Genomic DNA, 18,811 nt, shown 5'->3' with positions numbered 1-18,811 from the left:
GGCGATCCTAACGCGCCGGGGCGGGCGCGGCGCCTGCCTCGTGCGCGGCCGTGGCCGTGGTGTCGCTGGGCGCGAGGTGTCCGAGCAGGCGGTCGCCTAGCCCGACCTGCGGCGCGCTGCGCATCGCCTCGGCCTCGGGCCCGTCGGCGGGCACCGTGAGCCCGCCGCCCAACGCGCCCATCAGCGAGGCGTAGGCCGCGAGCCGCGCCGCGCGTACCTGAGCGACGCCTTGCTGCGCACCGAGCCATTGCGTTTCGCTGACGACGACGTTGACGTAGTCGTTCAAGCCCCGCTTGTAGCCGACTTGGGCCAGCCGCAAACTGCGCTCGGCGACGCTGGCCGAACGTTCGGCATCGCTTTGCTGAGTGGCCAGCGAATGCAACTGAACGATCTGATCGGCAATCTGCTTGAGCGCGGCGACGACGGTCGCATCGTAGTGATCGACGGCCTCGTCGTAGCCCGCCGCCGCCGCGCCGAGCCTAGCGCGAAGCGCGCCGCCTTCGAAGATCGGTAAAGAGAGCGCCGGCCCCGCGGTCCAAGCGCCGTTGGCCGCGTGCAGAAACTGAAACAGCGGCCCGCCGGCCGCAAACCCGCCGAGCGACGCCATGAGATTGATGTTGGGGTAGAACGCCGCGTGCGCGACGTCGATGCCGCGCGCGGCGCCCGCCACGGCCCACCGCGCCGCGACGACGTCGGGGCGATGACCGATCAGTTCCGCGGGCAGCGCCGACGGCAAGGCGACGGGCGCATCGAGCGCCAATGTGGGCCGGCCCAACGCGGCGCCGGCGCCGGGGCCTTTGCCCGTCAACGCGGCGAGCTGGTTGCGGTCCAGCTCGAGCGCCTCGCGCAGCGCTTCGATCCGCCGTTCGTATTCGGGCAGCGGCGCCTGTGCTTGGCTCAGCTCCAATTGCGTGCCGATGCCACCCTTGAGCCGGCGCTCGGCGAGGGCGACGAGTTGCTGTTGGCGCGCGAGGGTATCGACCGCGATATCGAGCAGCGCGTACTGTTTCGAAAAGTCGACGTAGGCATGCACGAGGTTCACTTCGAGCTCGAGCTGCGCGGCTCGCCGATCGGCCACGCGCTCGTGCGCGGCGTCGAGCGAGCGTTCGTGGGCGCGCTCATCGCCGCCCCACAAGTCCAGCGCGTAGGAAAATCCGAGCGTACCGGTGTTGTTCCAAGTGTCTTGATTGGCGAGTTCCCCGGGGCCGTAATAGAGCGGGTTGTCGGCCCAGTGCTGCCGCGTGATCGATAGGTTGCCGGTCACGTGCGGCGCGAGCGCCGCGGCAGCCACGCCCGCGAGCGATTGCGCCTCGCGCACGCGCGCGCCGGCGGCGGCGAGCGACGGATTGCCGGCGATCGCGGCCGCCACGAGCGAATCGAGCTGCGGATCGCGGAAGGCGCGCCACCAGTCGGCGTCGGGCCAGCGGGCGCTGCGCTCGGCCGCTTGCACCGCCGCGCCGACGTCGAGTCTCGCCGCATCGAGCGGTGTTTGTTGCGGCGCAATGCCGCGGCTGCTGGCGCAACCGGTCATTATTATCGACACTGCAAGAAATGCGCTCGCGACACACACCTTGCCGAACGGCAATCGCACGATTTTCTCCCTTCGGCGACGTTATGAATGGAATCCATTATATTTTTCGGCGGATTATCGAATAAGCGGTAAGGATGTAAGGCATTCTTGCGATTCCTGAGATAATCGGTGTTGCGGAACGTGCAACAATCGCTGCGCACAGGGACAAAGGGGTGGGTATGGACACGCTTCAAAATATGCGGGTATTCGCGCGCGTGGTGGAGTCGGGCAGCTTCACCGCGGCTGCGCAGCACTTGAACACGACCACCGCGTACGCCTCGCGCGCCGTGTCGGATCTGGAAGCGCATCTGCATACGCGGCTGTTGAACCGAACCACGCGGCGCATTGCGTTGACCGAGGCGGGCGAGCGCTACTTGCAGCGCTGCCAGCAAATCCTCGCGTACGTCGAGCAGGCCGAAGCCGAGGCGAGCGACGCGCACGCCAGGCCCTCGGGCAAGCTTCGTCTACACGCGATGGCGAGCTTCGGCACGCGCTACATCGTGCCCGCTGTCGGGCGCTACCAGCGGCGCTACCCCGACGTCTCCGTCGACTTGACGCTTGCACAGCGAATTCCGGACCTGCTGGACGAGGGCTTCGACGTGTCGGTCGTCATCGGCCGCGATCTGCCCGATTCCGGGCTGATCTCGCAACGGCTCGGCAGTGTATTCAGCATCGCTTGCGCGTCGCCCTCATATTTGGAGCAGCGCGGGGTGCCGCACACGCCGGCCGATCTCGCTCATCACGCCTGCTTGCGTATCGTGACCCCCGCGTCGGTGTTCGACAAATGGAATTTCGACGGTCCGGGCGGCGCGGAGACGATCACGGTTTCCTCGCCCGCATTCCAAGTGAATAGCGCCGACTCGATGGCGATGGCCGTTCGAGAAGGAATGGGCATTGCGGTGTTGCCGACCTACGCGGCGATGCGCTGGCTCGAAAGCGGGGAATTAGTCTGGATATTGCCCGAGTACACGTCGATGCCGTTGAGCATTTACGCGCTGTATCCGTCGCGGCAATACCTCGATGCGAAGATCCGGACCTGGGTGGATTTTCTGCATGACCAATTGCCCGCGACGTTGGCGGCGGAGCAGGAGGCATTGCAAAAATTCGCGCGCACTTGACCCCGGCGGGCCGCGGCGCGCCGGCTCGGCAATCGGATAACGCGTAGGCGTCAGTGCTTGGTTCGGTGCCAGCCCAGCATGTGATGCTCGGCCAGCCAGTGATGAATCATGCCTTCGCCGTTGTGCTCGCGCTTGTACGAGCGTGATTCGAAAATCGTCAGTGCAAGCAGCACGAGCAGTCCGACGGCTAGCCCGACCAGGCCGGCGATCGATTCAGCGTCCATGGCAGCCTCCTTTCGCGATTTCGTGAACTCGCGCATCTACATACTAGGACACGGCGCGCGAAATGGAGGGGTGTGTCAGTCGCGCTCTTGTACGCAGACCCAGGGCGAGACGACGACGGCCCACAGCTTCGGGTCGCGCGCGGCGAAATCCGCTGCGGTTTCCGCTTGCATGCGTTCCACGAGCCCTGACGAGAGCCAACTCGCCACCTGATCGGTGTTGTCCTCGGCGATTGCCGTGGCCACGGTGACGAGATCCATGTCGCGCGCGACGCACAGCAGCATGCCGCGTGCGAAAAAACGCTCGAGTTCGGGCCACGCGATCTGTGCCGTTTCGGCGAGCAATTTGAGGTAAAGCGGGCTTTGGCCGGTTTCGGCGGGGCGCTCGGGCGAGGTCATGGCAATGGCAGGGTTGATGCTTCGGGGGACGTCACTATAAACCATTGCGACCCATGCTCGCCTGCCCGAGCGTTCGTGGCGGTGCGCGTTACAATCGCGCCGCGCGCATTCGATTCCGACCCATTACGAGGTGATCATGTCCGGCCCCGTCGCTGTTTCGAAGTACGACCCGTTTGCCCGCCTGCTTCATTGGCTCGTCGTGCTGTTGCTCGTCGCGCAATACGTCGTGGCCTGGACGATGCCCGGGATTCATCGCGGCACGCGGCCGGAGGGGCTCATCGTCGTGCATCTGGACTTGGGCGTATTCATCATCGCGATCATGATCGTCCGTGTGCTCTGGCGTATCGTGCGCAAAGAGCCCGATGTCGTCGAAGGCACCGCCTTCACGCGCGGCATCGCGTACCTGACGCACGGCCTGCTGTATCTGCTGCTGATCGTGCAACCGCTGATGGGATGGGCCAACGCCTCCTCGCGCGGCTGGCAAGTCACGCTGGCCGGCGTCGATATGCCGGCGCTCGCGCCCAAGGGTTCGGCGATCGGCCACACGCTGGGCGACGCCCACCAACTGTTCGCATGGGTCATGCTGGTGCTGATCGGCATGCACGTGGCCGCGGCGCTCTATCATCACTTCGTTTTGCGCGATCGCGTGCTGCGCCGGATGGCGTGACGGGGCGCTCGACTAGGGGTGCTCAACCGAGCGCGCGCAGATCGCGGCGCACGATCTTGCCCGTGGCCGTCATCGGCAGGCTCTCGACGAAAGCCACGGCGCGCGGGTATTCATGCGCCGCCAGCCGGGTACGCACATGCTCCTGAATCTCGCGCACGAGGGCATCGCCCGGTTCGTACCCGGGGTTCAGCACGATGAACGCTTTGACGATTTCGGTGCGCGTCGCGTCGGGCACACCCACTACCGCCGCCATGCGCACGGCCGGATGCCCGAGCAGGCAATCCTCGATCGGACCCGGACCGATGCGATAACCGGCGCTCGTGATGACGTCGTCGTTGCGTCCGACGAAACGAACGAACCCGTCCGCGTCCATGACGCCGATATCGCCGGTGACGAGATACTCGCCCGCAAACTTTTCGCGCGTGGCTTCGGGATTGCGCCAATAGCCGAGGAACATGACCGGGTCGGGCGCGTGGATGCCGATGTTGCCTTCGGTGCCGCGCGGCAAAATCGCGCCGGCGTCATCGACGATCTCGACGCGATGCCCCGGGACGGCCTTGCCGATCGAGCCGATGCGCGGCTCGAACAGCGCGCTGCATGAGCTTACGACGACATTGCATTCCGTCTGCCCGTAGAACTCGTTGAGCGTGACGCCCAGGGCGGCGCGCCCCCATTCGATCAACTCTTCGCCGAGCGACTCGCCGCCGCTCGAGACGGCGACGAGCGAGAGCGCATGGCGCTCGCGCGGGTTTTCGACGGTACGCAGCATTTTCAGCGCCGTCGGCGGCAAGAACGCGTGCGAGACCTGGTGACGGGCCATCAACTCGAACGCGGCTTCGGCGTCGAATTTTTCGAAGCGGCGGGCCAGTACGGGAATGCCGTGATGCCAGGCGGGCAGCAGCACGTCGAGCAGCCCCCCGATCCACGCCCAATCGGCCGGTGTCCACATGAGCCGGGCCCCGTCGGGGAAGAACGCTTGCGGCATCTCGACGCCCGGCAGGTGCCCGAGCAGCACGCGATGCGCGTGCAACGCGCCTTTCGGCTTGCCGGTCGTGCCCGAGGTGTAGATGATGACGGCGGGATCGTCGGCGCTCGTATCGGCGGGTTCGAACACGCGCACTTCATGTTCGAGCGAAGACCACAGCGGGAGCACGCCGGCCGCGAGCAATGTCTGCTCGTCGCCGTCGATGCAATAGATCGTCTTGAGTTCCGGCAGCGAGTCGCGGATCTGCTCGATCTTGTGCAAGCCCGCCATGTCGGTAACGAGCGCGACGGCGCCGCTGTTCGAGAGGCGATACTGCAATGCCTCGACGCCGAATAGGGCAAATAGCGGCACGGCGATCGCGCCGAGTTTGTAGGCCGCCAGATGCGCGAGCGCCGTCTCGGGCGCTTGGGGCAAGAAGATGCCCACGCGCTCGCCGCGTGCCACGCCGTGGCGTGCGTAACTGTGAGCCAATTGATTCGACAACGCCTTCAGTTCGTCGAAGCTGTAGCGCAGCACCGTGCCGTCGCGGCGCTCATAGACGAGCGCGGGGCGGTGAGTGCCGTCGGCCCATTTATCGCACGCGTCCACGCCGATGTTGTAGCGCTCGGGGATGTGCCATGCAAAGCCGGCGACGAGCTTTTCGTAGCTGTGGGTTCGGGTAAGCATGCCGTGTCTCCTTCAATCCTCTTATCTTCGGTCGACCCAATTAATTCGCCGATAAAAAAATCGACAAAAATACAGAACAATTGCGAGCCGCTCGATTATGTCTGGCGATTGATGCTAAATCAGCCGATGAACGGCCATTTCCGGTGCTTCGGCTCGCCCCCGCCGGCCGGTGCTTCCCACTGCGCCCCTCGGGTTTCCACCCATGACGTGACGGCCAATTCGCCGGTGGAGCCCTATTTCTATGACATTATCTCGTCGCTATGTGCCAATTACCGCTCTTTTCGCAATAAAGCTATTGTGGATGTATTGCCGAATCGGTAAATTTGTAATCGGCGCACGGCGAACCGGTCCTTTGCCTCACTGCGCCGAACCCCCGTTGGCCCGGCTCGTCCGGGCCTCTTTTTTTGACGGGAGAGCGGTGCGCGGCGCAGCGTGCCCTTAACTTTAACGCGACGGCAGATAGCGCGTTGGGTCGATCGATCGCCCGCCGTAGCGCAACTCGAAGTGCAGAGCGATGCGGTCGTTGTCCGTATCGCCCATCTCCGCGATCTCCTGACCTTGGGCAACGCGTTCGCCTTCCTTCACGAGCAGCGTTTGATTGTGCGCATAGGCCGTCAGGAAGTCGCCCTCGTGTTTGACGATCAGCAAGTTGCCGTAGCCGCGCAAGCCGTTGCCGGCGTACACGACCGTGCCCGGCGCGGCGGCGACGATCGGCGTGCCGGCCGCATTGGCAATGTCGATGCCCTTGTAGGTGACGCCGTCGAACCCGTGGACGAGCTGGCCCGTCGTGGGCCATATGAGCGAGATGCCGTTGGCGGGGGCGACCGCATCGGGCGTCGCGCGCGACGCGGCGCTCGTTCCACCGCCACTGCTCGGGCCGGAGACGGCTCGACCCGAGCCCGGGGCAGTGCGGACCGGCGCGCCCGCCGTCGCTTTCGCGCCCGGCGGAGCCACACGCAGCACTTGGCCTACTTCGATCGAATCGGGGTTCGCCAAGTTGTTCCAGCGGACGATGCTTTGCACCGACTCGCGATTGGCGCGCGCGATCTTGGTGACCGTGTCGCCACGCTCGACCCGATAGTATCCCGGCCCGACCGGCGCCGACCCGCACGCGGCCAGCACCGCCCCCAGCGGCACGCACGCGAGCCGCATCATTGTTTTGCGCAACATTGAACCTCGCTTGATGCTCACAAACGCGCCGCCGCCCCCGATGACGGGCGCGGCGGACAAAACGTCCGATTGTAACGGTGCGGAGGTGAGGAATGTGCGTGAAAACGGCGAATCAGACGCGCGGGCCGTTCACGCGGCGCTCAGCCGAGCTTGACGACGCGGATCGCGAGCGAGGCGGTTTCGATCCGGCCCGGCTCGAGCCAACGCAGGCCGAGCCCGTTGTGGATCGCATCGGGCAGGCCGAGCCACGGCTCCACGCAATAGAAATCCGAGGTGTCGGTTTCCGTCCAGGTGGTGACCGCGTACCACGGTACCGAGCCTTCGCGGTCGAGATCGATCTCGATACGCCGGCGCAGCGCCGGGCATTCGAGCACGACCGGCGCCGCCGGAATGCCTTGCAGGCAGTGGAATCGGTCGTGGATGACCGGATCGTCGAGCGTATAGCGAGCGGCGCCGGGTTCGGGCGCGCTGATCGAGCCGTCTTCGAGTTGGCGGCGGCGATCGGTCGGCGGCAACGCGAGCGTCGTTTCGCCGCGCAGCGCATGCGGCAGCGCGAAGTAGAAATGGTGACCCGCGTAATAGGGCAGCGGGTCGTCGCCGAGATTCGTGGTGCTCAGCGTCACCTCGAGCGTATCGGCATCGGTGAGCCGGTATGCCGCCTCGAAGCGGAACGCGAACGGATACTGCTCGCGTGTCGCCTCGGTATCCGTCAGCGTCATGCGCACGCCGTGGCCGTCGGCGTCGAGCTCGCAGGCGAACGGCAAATCGCGCGCGAAGCCGTGCATCGGCAGTACGCGCACGACGCCTTGCGCGTCGCGCCACTCGCCGATGCGGCCATCGACGCGGTGCCGCCCGAGGAACGGAAAGAGCAGCGGGTTGCCCCCGCGCACGCGCGGCACGTTGGTCCAATCGGCTCCTTCGGGCCAATGGATCACGGTTTCGTCGCCGATGCGCCAACTGAGCAGCCGCCCGCCCAATTGCGGTGCAAGCTGAAGGCGCGAGGCGCCGTGCGCGATGTCGACGAGGGCGGGCTGCAATGAATCGGTCATAGTGGGCGGTGTTCGATGAGGTTCAAGGGGCTGCTCGATGCGGGGAAGGGTCCGCGCCTTCGCGGAGGACATACGATTGTGCCTCGGGTTCGCGTCGGGACAAACCCTGCTGGGGAAATTGCCGCTTCCGCGGGGCCGGGACGCGGGCGCATAATGGCGCCGCCTGCGGATACTTTGTCTTTTTCAGCCGTGGCGCGACCCGCGTGTGGCGTGGGCCGCCGCTCGGAGCCGTCGCCGTCCGCTGAAGCGTCAACCGCAAACCGTTCCGGAGCCATCATGGATCTTGCCATGGCAATGGGCCTTTCGCTGTTCGGCATCTTCGCCGGCAGCACGGTCTTTTTCTTTTACCGTCTCCCGCGCTGACCGGCGCGTCTGCCCGGCCGAGTCGCGCGCCGCGAGCGAGCGCGCACTTCGCCGCGCCGGGTTGTTTCGTTTCCACGGTTTAACGTTTGCGTGGCCGCTGCCGCGCGTCAGCTTGACCTACGTCAAACTGACGCAGCACGCGGGTGACGTATGGTGGGAGGGTTTATCGAACCGCCCATCAACATGACCGAGAACCTGGCTACCGCGGATGACGATTATCGCTTGTCCGAGCGGGACGTGACGATCTCCCGCACCGATACGACGGGGCGCATCGTCTACGTCAACGAAGCGTTCCTCAAGAGCAGCGGCTACACGCGCGAAGAGCTGACGGGACAACCGCAAAACATCGTGCGACACCCCGATATGCCGCGAGAGGTGTTCCGCGATTTGTGGAACACGATCGAGCACGATCGGCCATGGACCGGCCTGCTGAAGAACCGGCGCAAGAACGGGCAGGCCTATTGGGTCGTGGCCAACGTCACGCCGGTATTCGAACACGGCAGCAAGGTCGGATACATGGCCGTGCGCACCAAACCGACCGACGAGCAAATCGAGCAGGCCGAGTCGCTCTACGAAGCGCTTAGGAATCCTAACGAGCGGCGCGTGCGGCTCGCGGGCGGTGAAGTCGTACGTACCGGCGCGCGCGGCGTGATCGATCGCGTGCTGGGCCTGCCGGTCGCGCTGCGCCTGTGGGGCGTGATGGCGCTCATGATGGCTCTGTTCGTGTTGCAATGGATCGCGGCGGCGCATCCGTTCGTACCGGGCCTGTCGGCGCAAGCGCTCAGCGCGGCGCTGGGCGGCTTCGGCATCGCGATGGCGGCCGTAACGGGTTTGTATTTGATGCGCGAAGTGCTCACGCCGCTCAAAGCGCTGAACGACAGCGCGCTCAACGTGCTCTGCGGCCATATCCAAGCGTTGTTTCCCGAGCGTGGCGACGCCCAGGCCCGGCGGCTCGCGCGCATGCTCAATCAGATGAACGCGAAGCTCGTCGGTATTTTGATCGACGCGAAGGTGTCGATCGACGTCATCGAGCGCGCAACGCAAGAATTCGCGAACGGCACGGCCGATCTGGCCAATCGCACCGACGAGCAGGCAAGCGCGATCGAGCAGACGACGGCGAGCCTCGCCGAAATCACCGAAACGGCCGAACGCAACGCGCTTGGCGCGGAACGGGCGAACGCGACGGGTCACGAAACGGCCGAATCGGCCGAAACCGCGGCGCGTGAAGTGCAAAAGACCGTGGAAGTCATGGCGCAGGTACGCGACCACTCGCGCAAGATCGCGGAAATCACTTCGTTGATCGACGGTATCGCCTTTCAAACGAACATCATCGCGTTGAACGCTTCGGTGGAGGCCGCGCGGGCCGGGCAGTACGGGCGCGGTTTCGCGGTCGTCGCCACCGAGGTGCGCAATCTCGCGCAGCGTGCGGCGGGCGCGGCCAGGGAAATCAAGGATCTCGTGGAGAGCTCGCTCGATACGGTCACGACGGCTACGCAAACGGCTAGCCGAGCCGGTGAAACGATGAGCACCGTCGAGCAGTTCGTCACGCGGCTCACCACCACCTTGAACGAGATCGTGCTCGCCAGCCGCGGGCAAAGCGCGCAGATCGCGCAAATCAACGAGGCCGTCGGACAAGTATCGGAGATCACGCAGCGCAATGCGGCGCTCGTCGAGCAATCGGCGGCGGCGTCGGTGGGGTTGCGCCAACAAACGCAATCGCTCGAGTCGGCCGTGAGCGTCTTTCATTTGGCGGGGGACGGCGCGCACGTCTCGTAGGCGGCGATGCGCCGGTGCCCTCGGTCCTTTATGAAAGAAACATGCGGTACGCGCGGTTTTCGGTTTCTTCGCGATGCGGGTAGCCGAGTGTCGCAAGAAAGCGCGCGAACGCGTCCCGCTCCTCGGCCGGCGCTTGCATGCCGACGAGGATCGAGCTTTGATCGGCGCCTTGGTTGCGATAGTGGAACAGGCTGATGTTCCAGTGCGGCGCCATCGAGGAAAGGAACTTCATCAGCGCGCCGGGCCGCTCGGGAAACTCGAATCGAAATAACCGTTCGTCGCGCGCCAGCGGCGAGCGGCCGCCCACCATATAACGTACGTGTTGTTTGGCGAGTTCGTCGCCGGTCAAGTCGACCGTGGCGAAGCCGCCGGCCTCGAAGGCGGCGGCGAGTTCCACCGATTCGCCGCGGTGCCCGGTTTGCAAACCGACGAACAGATGCGCACGGTCGGCATCGGCGATGCGATAGTTGAACTCCGTGACGTGACGCTCGCCCACGAGCTCGCAAAAGCGCTTGAAACTGCCATGGCGTTCGGGCAGCGTAACGGCGAACAGCGCCTCGCGCGCTTCGCCGACTTCGGCCCGTTCGGCGACGAAGCGCATGCGGTCGAAGTTCATGTTGGCGCCCGAGGTCAACGCAACCAGCGTTTCGCCCGCCATGCCCGTGCGTTGCGCATAGCGCTTCGCGCCGGCGACGGCCATGGCGCCGGCGGGCTCGAGCAAACTACGCGTGTCTTGAAAGACGTCCTTGATCGCGGCGCATAGCTCGTCCGTGTCGACGGTGATGACCTCGTCGAGATAGGCACTGCAAAGCCGGAACGTCTCCTCGCCGACGAGTTTGACGGCGGTCCCGTCGGAGAACAGGCCCACCTCGTCGAGCGCGACGCGCCGGCCGGCGGCCAGCGATTGCGCCATGGCGCACGAATCCTCCGTTTGCACGCCGACGATGCGGACCTCGGGCCGTACGGCCTTCATATAGGCCGCGACGCCGGCCGCGAGAGAGCCACCGCCGATCGGCACGAAGATCGCATGAATCGGCCCTTGGTGCTGCCGGGCGATCTCCATCGCAACCGTGCCCTGACCCGCGATCACATACGGATCGTCGAACGCGGGGATGAACGTGAGATCTTGCTGGTGCTGCAATTGCAGGGCATGCGCATAGGCGTCGCTATACGACTCGCCGGCGAGTACGACTTCGACGGTCGCGCCGCCGTGGGCGCGTACCGCGTCCACCTTCACGCGCGGCGCCGTTTGAGGAACGACGATGACCGCGCGCACGCCGAGCTTGGCCGCAGATAGCGCCACCCCCTGCGCATGATTGCCGGCGGACGCCGTGACGACGCCGCGTTCGAGCGCTTCGCGCGAGAGGTGGGCCATTTTGTTGTATGCGCCGCGCAGCTTGAACGAGAAGACGCTTTGCTGGTCCTCGCGTTTGAGGTAGAGCGCGTTGCCGAGCCGCTGCGATAGACGCGTTGCATGTTGCAGATCGGTTTGCCGCGCCACGTCGTAGACGCGGGCAGTCAGGATTTTTTGAAGATAGTCGGCCAACGTGCCCGGGTGTTCGGGATGGCCGGCGGCGCGTGGGGCGAGCATGGTCTGCATGGGAGGCTCCTTGTATCGCGAGGTATTTCAAGGGAGCCCACGAGGCGGAAATAAAAAAAACCCGCCTATTGGGCGGGTTTTCGTGACTGCTGCGTATGCGCGCTAACCCACCATTCTCGGAATGGAGGGAATAATGATCGCGACGGGCAGGTGGCGGCAGTTCATGCGGCTAAGGATGGCGTATCGGCGCGCGGCTGTCAATCGCCGCGTGCGGCGACGCCTTGTTCGTCGCTCGCGAGCGCGGCTCGTTGCGGCCGCGCGCTCGCATTGGCGTCGCCGACCACGAGCGGATAGATGACCGCCGCGACGATAGCCCCCACGATCGGGGCCAGCCAAAACAGCCAGAGTTGATCGAGCGCGGGGCCCCCGGCGACGAGCGCGGGACCGGTCGAGCGGGCGGGATTGACCGAGGTACCGGTGACGGGAATCGTCACGAGATGGATCAGCGTGAGGCACAGGCCGATGACGAGCCCGGCGAAACCCGCCGGGGCGCGTTTATCGGTTACACCCAACACGACGAAAACGAAAAAGGCCGTCATGACCGCTTCGCATAAGAACGCGGCCTGCATCGAATACTGACCCGGCGAGCGGTTGGCGAAACCGTTCGATGCGAATCCGCTCGCGGCATCGAAACCGGGCGCCCCGCTCACGATCACTTTGAGCACGAAGGCCGCCGCGATCGCGCCGATCACTTGCGCGACGACGTAAGGCACCACGTGTTTGGATTCGAAGCGTCCGGCAACGGTCAGGCCGATCGTGACGGCGGGATTCATATGTCCGCCCGAAACCGGTCCGATGGCATAAATCATCGTTGCCACCGCCAGGCCGAACGCGAACGATACCCCAACGAGGCCGATGCCGCCGCTACCGGCCGACGCGTGAAAATTCGCCGCGATGAGTGCGCTGCCGCAGCCGCACAGGACCAGCCAAAACGCGCCGATCAACTCGGCGACATAGCGTTGCAATGCCTGCATAGTTAGGACTCCGAATAAAGTGATCGAGAAGGGGAGAAGGTGACGCGACGTCGACGCCCCCGAGGAGCTTGAATCTTATTGGCCGCCGCATCGCGCCGATCAAAACTATTGTGAAAGAGCTTAGTCCATGAAGTGCGCTTCGGCGCTCGCGGCCGCTTCGACGCATCGGAAGCTTCTTGGAATATGGGATTGAGACGTTCACGCGAACCGCCTGGGCGGCGCACATCCTCTGTTCCTGGGTGAGCGTTCGTGGCGAAACTCGCCGTGCAAAAACTCATGTTGAATAATATTGAGAATGATTCGCGTTTACGATAAAGTTCCGGCCATTCGACCGATGACCGATGGAGGGAACCGATGTCAAACGCCTGGGCCGAGACGTACGTAAGCTGGCCGAGCGCCGCGCGCGCGCCCGCCGCGCGGGCGCACGACGAGACGGATCGAGCGGCCGCGTGCGGCGCCTGTCCCGCGGCCGCCCGCTGCGGCGGCGCCTTGCTCGACGTGCTCGTCTCGCACCGCGCGTCGCTGATTCAGTTCGCTCGTTCGTTCGTCGGGTGTGTCAGCCGAGCCGAAGACGTCGTCCATGACGTCTTCATCAAGCTGACGGGTTTTCGCAATCAGGACGACATTCGTCAGCCCCTCGCTTACGTCATGCGCATGGTGCGCAACGCATCGATCGATGCGTGCCGCCGTCAATCGCTCGAAAGCGTTTGGTACGCCTGTGAGGAAGAGGGGCTCGACGTCGCCTCGCCGGAACCTTCGCCGGAAGCGGCGCTGCTCACGCGCGATGCGTTGCGCAGCGCGTTCGACGCGCTCGCCGAGTTGCCCGAGCGCACCCGTTGCGCCTTCGAGCGCGTGCGGTTGCGCGAGGAAACCTTGCAAGAGACGGCGCGCGCACTCGGCGTTTCGCAAACCCTGGTGCATTTCATGGTGCGCGATGCGGCGCGGCATTGCGCCGATTGCATGGAAGGCGCGGGCGGCGGCACGCGCGCGCTGCCGGCTAAAAAAAAGCGCGCCTCGAACGTCAATGAGATGAGCGCGGCGGCGTCGTGAACAGCCGCGCCGGTTTCGAGCGGGGCTGCCTCCCGCTCGGTCTATCCCTGAACAGATCGGAAGCCATGAATTCGTCCACTCCCGCGAACGACGACGATATCGAATACACGGTGGTCGTCAACGATGAAGAGCAGTACTCGATTTGGCCAACCTTTCGAGCCGTGCCGGCCGGTTGGCGCGAAGTTGGCGTACGCGGCCCCAAGGCCGCCTGTCTCGCCCACATCGAAACCGTTTGGACCGACATGCGGCCCGCGAGCCTGCGCCGGCATATGGACGCGGCCTCGCAAGACGCGTGAGCGCCGCGGCGTTCGACCTGATTCCCGTTGGGGAGGATCTATGACATCGACCGTTCCGAGCGCCGGCAACCTGCGTATCGAGCCGGGGTTGCCGACCGTGATTGCCCCGCGCGAGCACGGCGCGCTCACGCTCGGCGAGGCGGCCGGCGCGCTGCGCGTCGCGATCGACGCGTGTCTCGAGCGCGTGGGCGGCGTACTGTTGACCGGCTTCGGTCCGCCTTCGGTCGATGGCTTCCAGCGCTTCGCGGCTTCGTTCGGCGCGCCGCTCGTCGACTATGCGTTCGCCTCGACGCCGCGCAGCCGCGTGGAAGGCGCGGTATACACATCGACCGAATACCCGGCGCATCGCGCAATAGCCCTGCACAACGAACAGTCCTACACGCGCGAGTGGCCGCTGAGAATCTGGTTTCATTGCGTCACCGCGGCGCGCGCGGGCGGGCAAACGCCGATCGCCGATAGCCGCGCGGTGGTGCGCGCGCTCGATCCGGCGCTCGTCGAACGGTTCGCCCGGCGCGAACTGTTGTATGTCCGCAATTTCGGGCAGGGCGTCGATCTACCCTGGCAACGCGCATTCGGCACCGACGACCCCGGCCTCGTGCAGCGGCAATGCGACCAGCGCGGCATCGAATGCGAATGGCGCAAAGACACGGACGGCGAGTGGCTGCTGCGCACGCGCGAGCGATGCCAAGCGGTGGCCGTTCATCCGCACACGGGCGAGCTCGTCTGGTTCAATCAGGCGCATCTGTTTCACTTGTCGGCGCTCGAAGCGCCCGTTCAAGAAGCGTTGATCGAAACGGTCGGTATCGAGAACGTGCCGCGCAACGTCTTTTACGGCGACGGTGCGCCGCTCGAAGCCGATGCGCTCGCGCAGATTCGGGCCGTGCTGGAGGACGAGACGATCGTATTTCCTTGGGCCGAGGGCGACGTGCTGATGCTCGACAACATGCTCTGTGCGCATGCGCGGGCACCGTTCGACGGGCCGCGCAAGGTTGTCGTCGCCATGGCGCGCAATCATCGCGCGACCGACGCCGAGCGCGCTTGCGCGACGCAAGCTGCGCGGGCGCTTGCCGGTGCGGGCGCGCACACGGCCACGGAGGGTGCCTGCCGATGACGCGCGCGGCATTATCGGCCCGTGCGCTCAGCGCGGGCTATAGCGGGCGTGTCGTCATCGAGGGGCTCGACGTCGAGGTGTCCGCGCATCGGGTGACGGCACTATGCGGGCCGAACGGCTGCGGCAAGAGCACGCTCTTGCGTACGCTCGCCGGGCTGCAAGAGGCGCTCGACGGCCGGATCGAGGTGGCGGGCAAGCCGCTCGCGTCCTATCGGCGCCGCGATTTGGCGCGCACGCTCGCGATGCTCTCTCAGTTCAACGAGGTGCCCGCGGGGTTATCGGTGCGCGAGCTGGTGGTTTACGGCCGATTCGCATACGGCAAGTGGTTGCGCGGGCCGACGCGCGACGATCGAACGGCCGTGGACGAAGCGTTGGCCGCGACCGGGCTCGCGGGCTACGGCGCGCGCGACTTGGCGGCGCTCTCGGGCGGCGAGCGGCAGCGTGCTTGGATCGCGATGGCGCTCGCTCAAGGCGCGCCGATCGTCTTGCTCGACGAACCCACTACCTATCTCGACATCCGCCATCAACTCGAAGTGCTCGGTCAGTTGCGCCGGCTCAATCGCGAACGCGGTTTGACCATCGTCTGGGTGCTGCACGATTTGAATCAGGCCGCCGCTTTCAGCGACGAAATCGTATTGATGCGCGACGGTCGTATCGTCGCGCAAGGCACGCCCGACGCAATCATGAGGCCGCATCACCTGGAAGCCGCATTCGAGGTGCCGATGTTGCGGCTCGAACACCCGCAAACGGGCGCGCCCTTATGCGTTCCCGCGCTCGCCGCGGAGCGCGTGGCCCGAGCGGAGATCGCGGCGTGAGCGCGCGTGCGCGGCATGACGCGCTGGCCGAGCCGGGCGTGACGAGCCGCGCGCCGGGCGTGGGCGCCAGCCGCGTCGCGTGGGCGCTCGCGGCCTTGGTGGCGAGCGTCGCCTTGACGCGGCTCGCGCCCGATCTCGTTCGATATTGGGGAGCCGGCGGCTTATCGCATGCATCGGGCGCCGGACATCACGATGCGCTCGCGCTCGCGCGCGTGCTGCTGTTCGATCTGCATGGGCCGCGCGTGCTGGCCGCGCTGGCGGCCGGCGCATCGTTCGGCGCGGCCGGCGCGGTTTTTCAAGCGCTCGCCCGCAACGCGCTGGCGTCGCCGGACGTGCTCGGCGTGACGGGCGGCGCGCAGTTGGGGCTATTGCTCGCGATGCTCTGGCCGGCGCTGGCGGGCGTCGCGCTGCCGCCCGTGCTGCTCGGCGCGGGGCTCGTCGCGGCCGGCGCGGTGGCGGCCGCCGCGGGCGGTTGGCGTGCCACGCCGCTGCGGCTTTTGTTGGCCGGCAGCGTATGCGCGCTGCTGTTTTCGGCGGTGACGACGCTCGTGCTCGCATGGTCGGAGCAGAGCATTGCGGGCGTCGTGCTTTGGTCGAGCGGAAGCCTTTATCAGCCAGGGGCGAGAGGGCTCTTGTCGGCACTCGTTTGGCTCGCGGTGCCGCTCGCGTTGCTGCCGCTGCTCGCGCGATCGCTCGATGTCTTATCGGTCGGCGAACACACGGCCAGCATGCTCGGGGTGCGCGTCGATGCCGTGCGGTTCGGCGCGTTGCTCGTCGCGGTCGGCTTCACTAGCGTGGCCGTTGCCATCGCCGGCCCGATGTCCTACGTCGGTCTCGTCGCGCCCAATCTCGTGCGAAGGTGGCCGGGGCCGCGCGTGGTGCGCATGGTCCCGCTGGCCGTGTGCTCGGCTTTGGTCGGCGCGCTCGTCGTGTCGGTCACCGACGCCGCTGTGCTCACCCTCGGTCTGGACGGTACGCTTTCGACGGGTGTCGCCGTCGCGCTCGTGGGCGCGCCCCTCATGCTCGCCTTGATCTTGCGCGACGGCCGCGGCTGGACGGCACGCGCTCGCGGGGAGTGGGCCGGCGCGCTGCGAGCGCCGGCCTCGATCGAGCGTTGGTCGCGGCGCCTGCCGGCGGTACCGTTGCCGCTTGCGCTGCTTGGCCTCGTGGCGCTCGGCCTAGCGGCGCTGGCGGCGGCCGGCGCGATCGGGCCCGTGCTCGTCGGTCCCGCGCGCGCGTGGGCGGCGCTTGGAGGGCACGACGAAGTCGCGCGAGCGTTGCTCCTGCTCAGGGTGCCGCGCGCGGCGTGCGCGTTACTCGCGGGCGCGCTGCTCGCGGCCAGCGGCGTCCTCATGCAAAGCGTCGTCCGCAATCCGCTGGCGGGGCCCGAGGTGCTCGGCGTCACGCAAGGCGCCTCGTTAGCCGTACTGATCGCGATGGCCGTGGACGAAAGCCTCGGCCGCTTCGGCATGCTTGCCGCCTCGCTCACGGGTGCGATCGTCACGCTCGCGCTGGTGCTCGCGCTCAACCGGCGCACGCGCTATGCGCCGCTTCCGGTCGCGCTCTCGGGGCTCGTGCTCGGCACACTCGCCACGACGCTCGCCCAATGGCTCATCGCGCAGGCGAGCATGCAGCCGGCGCGCTTCGTCGTTTGGCTGGTGGGCGGCACATACGGGCGCGGGCCCGGCGATGCGCTCTTGTTGCTGCCGTGGGCCGTGATGGCGATCGTGCTGGCCGGTGCGCTCGCCCGGCCGCTCGATCTGCTCGCGTTAGGCGAGGAGCAAGCGGCCGCGCTCGGGGTACCGACGTCTTGGCTACGCATGGGCGCTCTCGTCGTGGCAACGTTACTGGCGAGCGCGGCGGTGGCGGCCGTGGGGCCCATCGGTTTCGTCGGGCTGATGGCGCCGCACGCGGCATCGCTGCTCGGCGCACGCACGCATCGCGCGCGGCTCGTATGGGCGGTCGCATTCGGCGCGCTGATCACCGCTGCCGCCGACCTCGGCGCGCGCACGTTCGTTGCGCCGCGCGAGGTTCCCGCGGGCGCGCTGACGGCGATGATCGGCGCCCCGTATCTGCTGGCGTTGCTGATCGTGCAGGCCCGGCGCGAGCATGCCGGAGCGAGCCGATGAACGCGGCGCCCAAGCCGTTCGCGGCGCTCGTCGAGGACTCGCCGCTGGCGCCTTTGCTGGAGCACGTGTGGATCGGCGCGCCCGATACGGCTTGTCGCGGTAGCGGCGCTTCCGATGCCGATCTCGTGTATGTGCAAGTGGATGCGTTGTCGGGCGAGTGCGACCGGATGCTCGATGCGATGGCGCGGCGCTACCGCGGCGACGCGAGTCGCCATGGGCGCGCCTTGCTCTCGCAGTGGAGCAAGTTCTATTTTCGGTTGGCAGCGCCGGCGGCGATTGCCGCCGCGCTGACGTTGCACCGTCCGCTCGCGATGGCGGCCGATCGCTGCACCGTCGCGCTGCGCGACGGTGTGCCGGTCGCGCTTCATCTGCCGCACGATGCGCTTTCGGACGCCACGGGCGAGCCCGCGCGCCGGTATCGCTCGTTGGTGCAAGAGCATCTGTGCGTCGTGATCGACATCCTCAGCGCGTGTGCTCAGATGGCGCCCCGCGTGCTGTGGGGCAACGCGGGTAATTTGCTCGACGCGTTGTTCGATGCGCACCGCACCGGCGCGGCTAGCGCGCAAGCGTCGCTCGACGCCGCGTGGATGTTCGGTTCGATGTGCTTGGCCGACGGCGAGCGCAATCCGCTGCGCGAGAGCGTGCGCTCGATGACGCCGCGCTCGGCGCTGCTCCCTACGCCGTTTCGCGCACGCCGCGTTTGCTGCCTGCGCTATGAGATTCCCGGAGAACGACAACTGTGCGCGAGCTGCCCATTGCTGCTGACGATGAACGACGAACAGATCGCCGAGCAGGCGGCGGGCGATTGAGGGGATCGAGGCCGCGGGCGCTGTGGCGAGGTCGCGGGCGCGC

The 18,811-nt window shown here is 66.5% G+C and carries 17 protein-coding genes; 9 read left to right on the top strand and 8 right to left on the bottom strand.

Going from position 1 to position 18,811, the window contains the following annotated elements; genetic code table 11:
- Nucleotides 1–7 precede the first annotated feature (7 nt).
- Nucleotides 8–1,531 (bottom strand): efflux transporter outer membrane subunit, encoded by a 1,524-nt coding sequence (locus tag C0Z18_RS10485; RefSeq protein WP_146013994.1) that lies wholly within the window; start codon nucleotides 1,529–1,531, stop codon nucleotides 8–10.
- 218 nt (nucleotides 1,532–1,749) lie between these two features.
- Here C0Z18_RS10485 and C0Z18_RS10480 point away from each other — a divergent pair, with 218 nt between their 5' ends.
- Nucleotides 1,750–2,688: a LysR family transcriptional regulator gene (locus tag C0Z18_RS10480; protein WP_102645345.1), complete on the top strand. Its 939-nt coding sequence runs from the start codon at nucleotides 1,750–1,752 to the stop codon at nucleotides 2,686–2,688.
- Between the two features lie 50 nt (nucleotides 2,689–2,738).
- Here the strand turns inward: C0Z18_RS10480 and C0Z18_RS33165 are convergent, their stop codons facing one another.
- The gene (locus C0Z18_RS33165; RefSeq protein ID WP_199189427.1) at nucleotides 2,739–2,912 is read right to left on the bottom strand and encodes a hypothetical protein; all 174 of its coding nucleotides are present in this window, start codon (nucleotides 2,910–2,912) and stop codon (nucleotides 2,739–2,741) included.
- Nucleotides 2,913–2,987: 75 nt separating this feature from the next.
- On the bottom strand, nucleotides 2,988–3,308 hold the full coding sequence (locus C0Z18_RS10470; RefSeq protein WP_102645343.1) for a DUF2288 domain-containing protein: 321 nt from the start codon (nucleotides 3,306–3,308) through the stop codon (nucleotides 2,988–2,990).
- Between the two features lie 136 nt (nucleotides 3,309–3,444).
- Between C0Z18_RS10470 and C0Z18_RS10465 the strand changes: the two genes are divergently transcribed.
- Nucleotides 3,445–3,975 carry a cytochrome b gene (locus tag C0Z18_RS10465; RefSeq protein ID WP_102645342.1) on the top strand — a complete coding sequence of 177 codons (531 nt, stop codon included), beginning with the start codon at nucleotides 3,445–3,447 and terminating at the stop codon, nucleotides 3,973–3,975.
- Between the two features lie 22 nt (nucleotides 3,976–3,997).
- Here the strand turns inward: C0Z18_RS10465 and C0Z18_RS10460 are convergent, their stop codons facing one another.
- The 3 genes from C0Z18_RS10460 to C0Z18_RS10450 all read right to left on the bottom strand — a co-directional run bounded on the left by C0Z18_RS10460 (nucleotide 3,998) and on the right by C0Z18_RS10450 (nucleotide 7,845).
- Nucleotides 3,998–5,626 (bottom strand): acyl-CoA synthetase, encoded by a 1,629-nt coding sequence (locus C0Z18_RS10460; RefSeq protein WP_102645341.1) that lies wholly within the window; start codon nucleotides 5,624–5,626, stop codon nucleotides 3,998–4,000.
- A 444-nt stretch (nucleotides 5,627–6,070) separates the two neighbouring features.
- On the bottom strand, nucleotides 6,071–6,796 hold the full coding sequence (locus C0Z18_RS10455; RefSeq protein ID WP_233217264.1) for a peptidoglycan DD-metalloendopeptidase family protein: 726 nt from the start codon (nucleotides 6,794–6,796) through the stop codon (nucleotides 6,071–6,073).
- Nucleotides 6,797–6,936: 140 nt separating this feature from the next.
- Nucleotides 6,937–7,845 (bottom strand): aldose epimerase family protein, encoded by a 909-nt coding sequence (locus C0Z18_RS10450; protein WP_102645340.1) that lies wholly within the window; start codon nucleotides 7,843–7,845, stop codon nucleotides 6,937–6,939.
- A 546-nt stretch (nucleotides 7,846–8,391) separates the two neighbouring features.
- Between C0Z18_RS10450 and C0Z18_RS10445 the strand changes: the two genes are divergently transcribed.
- On the top strand, nucleotides 8,392–9,984 hold the full coding sequence (locus tag C0Z18_RS10445) for a methyl-accepting chemotaxis protein (protein ID WP_158244219.1): 1,593 nt from the start codon (nucleotides 8,392–8,394) through the stop codon (nucleotides 9,982–9,984).
- A gap of 28 nt (nucleotides 9,985–10,012) precedes the next feature.
- Here C0Z18_RS10445 and ilvA read toward each other — a convergent pair whose 3' ends face one another.
- Both ilvA and aqpZ read right to left on the bottom strand, forming a co-directional pair.
- Complete coding sequence (ilvA, locus tag C0Z18_RS10440; protein ID WP_199189426.1) at nucleotides 10,013–11,584, bottom strand: threonine ammonia-lyase, biosynthetic; 1,572 nt, start codon at nucleotides 11,582–11,584, stop codon at nucleotides 10,013–10,015.
- 197 nt (nucleotides 11,585–11,781) lie between these two features.
- Nucleotides 11,782–12,558, bottom strand: coding sequence for an aquaporin Z (gene aqpZ / locus C0Z18_RS10435; protein ID WP_102645338.1), 777 nt, complete (start codon nucleotides 12,556–12,558; stop codon nucleotides 11,782–11,784).
- Between the two features lie 354 nt (nucleotides 12,559–12,912).
- On the opposite strand from aqpZ, the gene C0Z18_RS10430 reads away from it, so the two are divergent.
- From C0Z18_RS10430 to fhuF, 6 genes are all read left to right on the top strand, one after another.
- Nucleotides 12,913–13,608 (top strand): RNA polymerase factor sigma-70, encoded by a 696-nt coding sequence (locus tag C0Z18_RS10430; protein WP_102645337.1) that lies wholly within the window; start codon nucleotides 12,913–12,915, stop codon nucleotides 13,606–13,608.
- Nucleotides 13,609–13,673: 65 nt separating this feature from the next.
- Nucleotides 13,674–13,904, top strand: a complete 231-nt coding sequence (locus C0Z18_RS10425; RefSeq protein ID WP_102645478.1) for an MbtH family protein — start codon at nucleotides 13,674–13,676, stop codon at nucleotides 13,902–13,904.
- A 40-nt stretch (nucleotides 13,905–13,944) separates the two neighbouring features.
- Complete coding sequence (locus C0Z18_RS10420) at nucleotides 13,945–15,015, top strand: TauD/TfdA family dioxygenase (protein ID WP_102645336.1); 1,071 nt, start codon at nucleotides 13,945–13,947, stop codon at nucleotides 15,013–15,015.
- A complete protein-coding gene (locus C0Z18_RS10415) occupies nucleotides 15,012–15,830 on the top strand; it encodes an ABC transporter ATP-binding protein (protein ID WP_102645335.1) in 819 nt (272 codons plus the stop codon). The genes C0Z18_RS10420 and C0Z18_RS10415 overlap by 4 nt, the downstream gene beginning before the upstream one ends.
- A complete protein-coding gene (locus C0Z18_RS10410) occupies nucleotides 15,776–17,959 on the top strand; it encodes an iron ABC transporter permease (RefSeq protein WP_102645334.1) in 2,184 nt (727 codons plus the stop codon). The genes C0Z18_RS10415 and C0Z18_RS10410 overlap by 55 nt, the downstream gene beginning before the upstream one ends.
- On the top strand, nucleotides 17,956–18,768 hold the full coding sequence (gene fhuF, locus C0Z18_RS10405) for a siderophore-iron reductase FhuF (RefSeq protein WP_102645333.1): 813 nt from the start codon (nucleotides 17,956–17,958) through the stop codon (nucleotides 18,766–18,768). The genes C0Z18_RS10410 and fhuF overlap by 4 nt, the downstream gene beginning before the upstream one ends.
- The last annotated feature ends 43 nt before the right edge of the window (nucleotides 18,769–18,811 follow it).

This window comes from Trinickia dabaoshanensis (assembly GCF_002879885.1).
In the GTDB taxonomy this organism is placed as follows: domain Bacteria; phylum Pseudomonadota; class Gammaproteobacteria; order Burkholderiales; family Burkholderiaceae; genus Trinickia; species Trinickia dabaoshanensis.
Note: the sequence above shows the minus strand (reverse complement) of the source record. Positions and strands in the feature narration are given on the sequence as shown.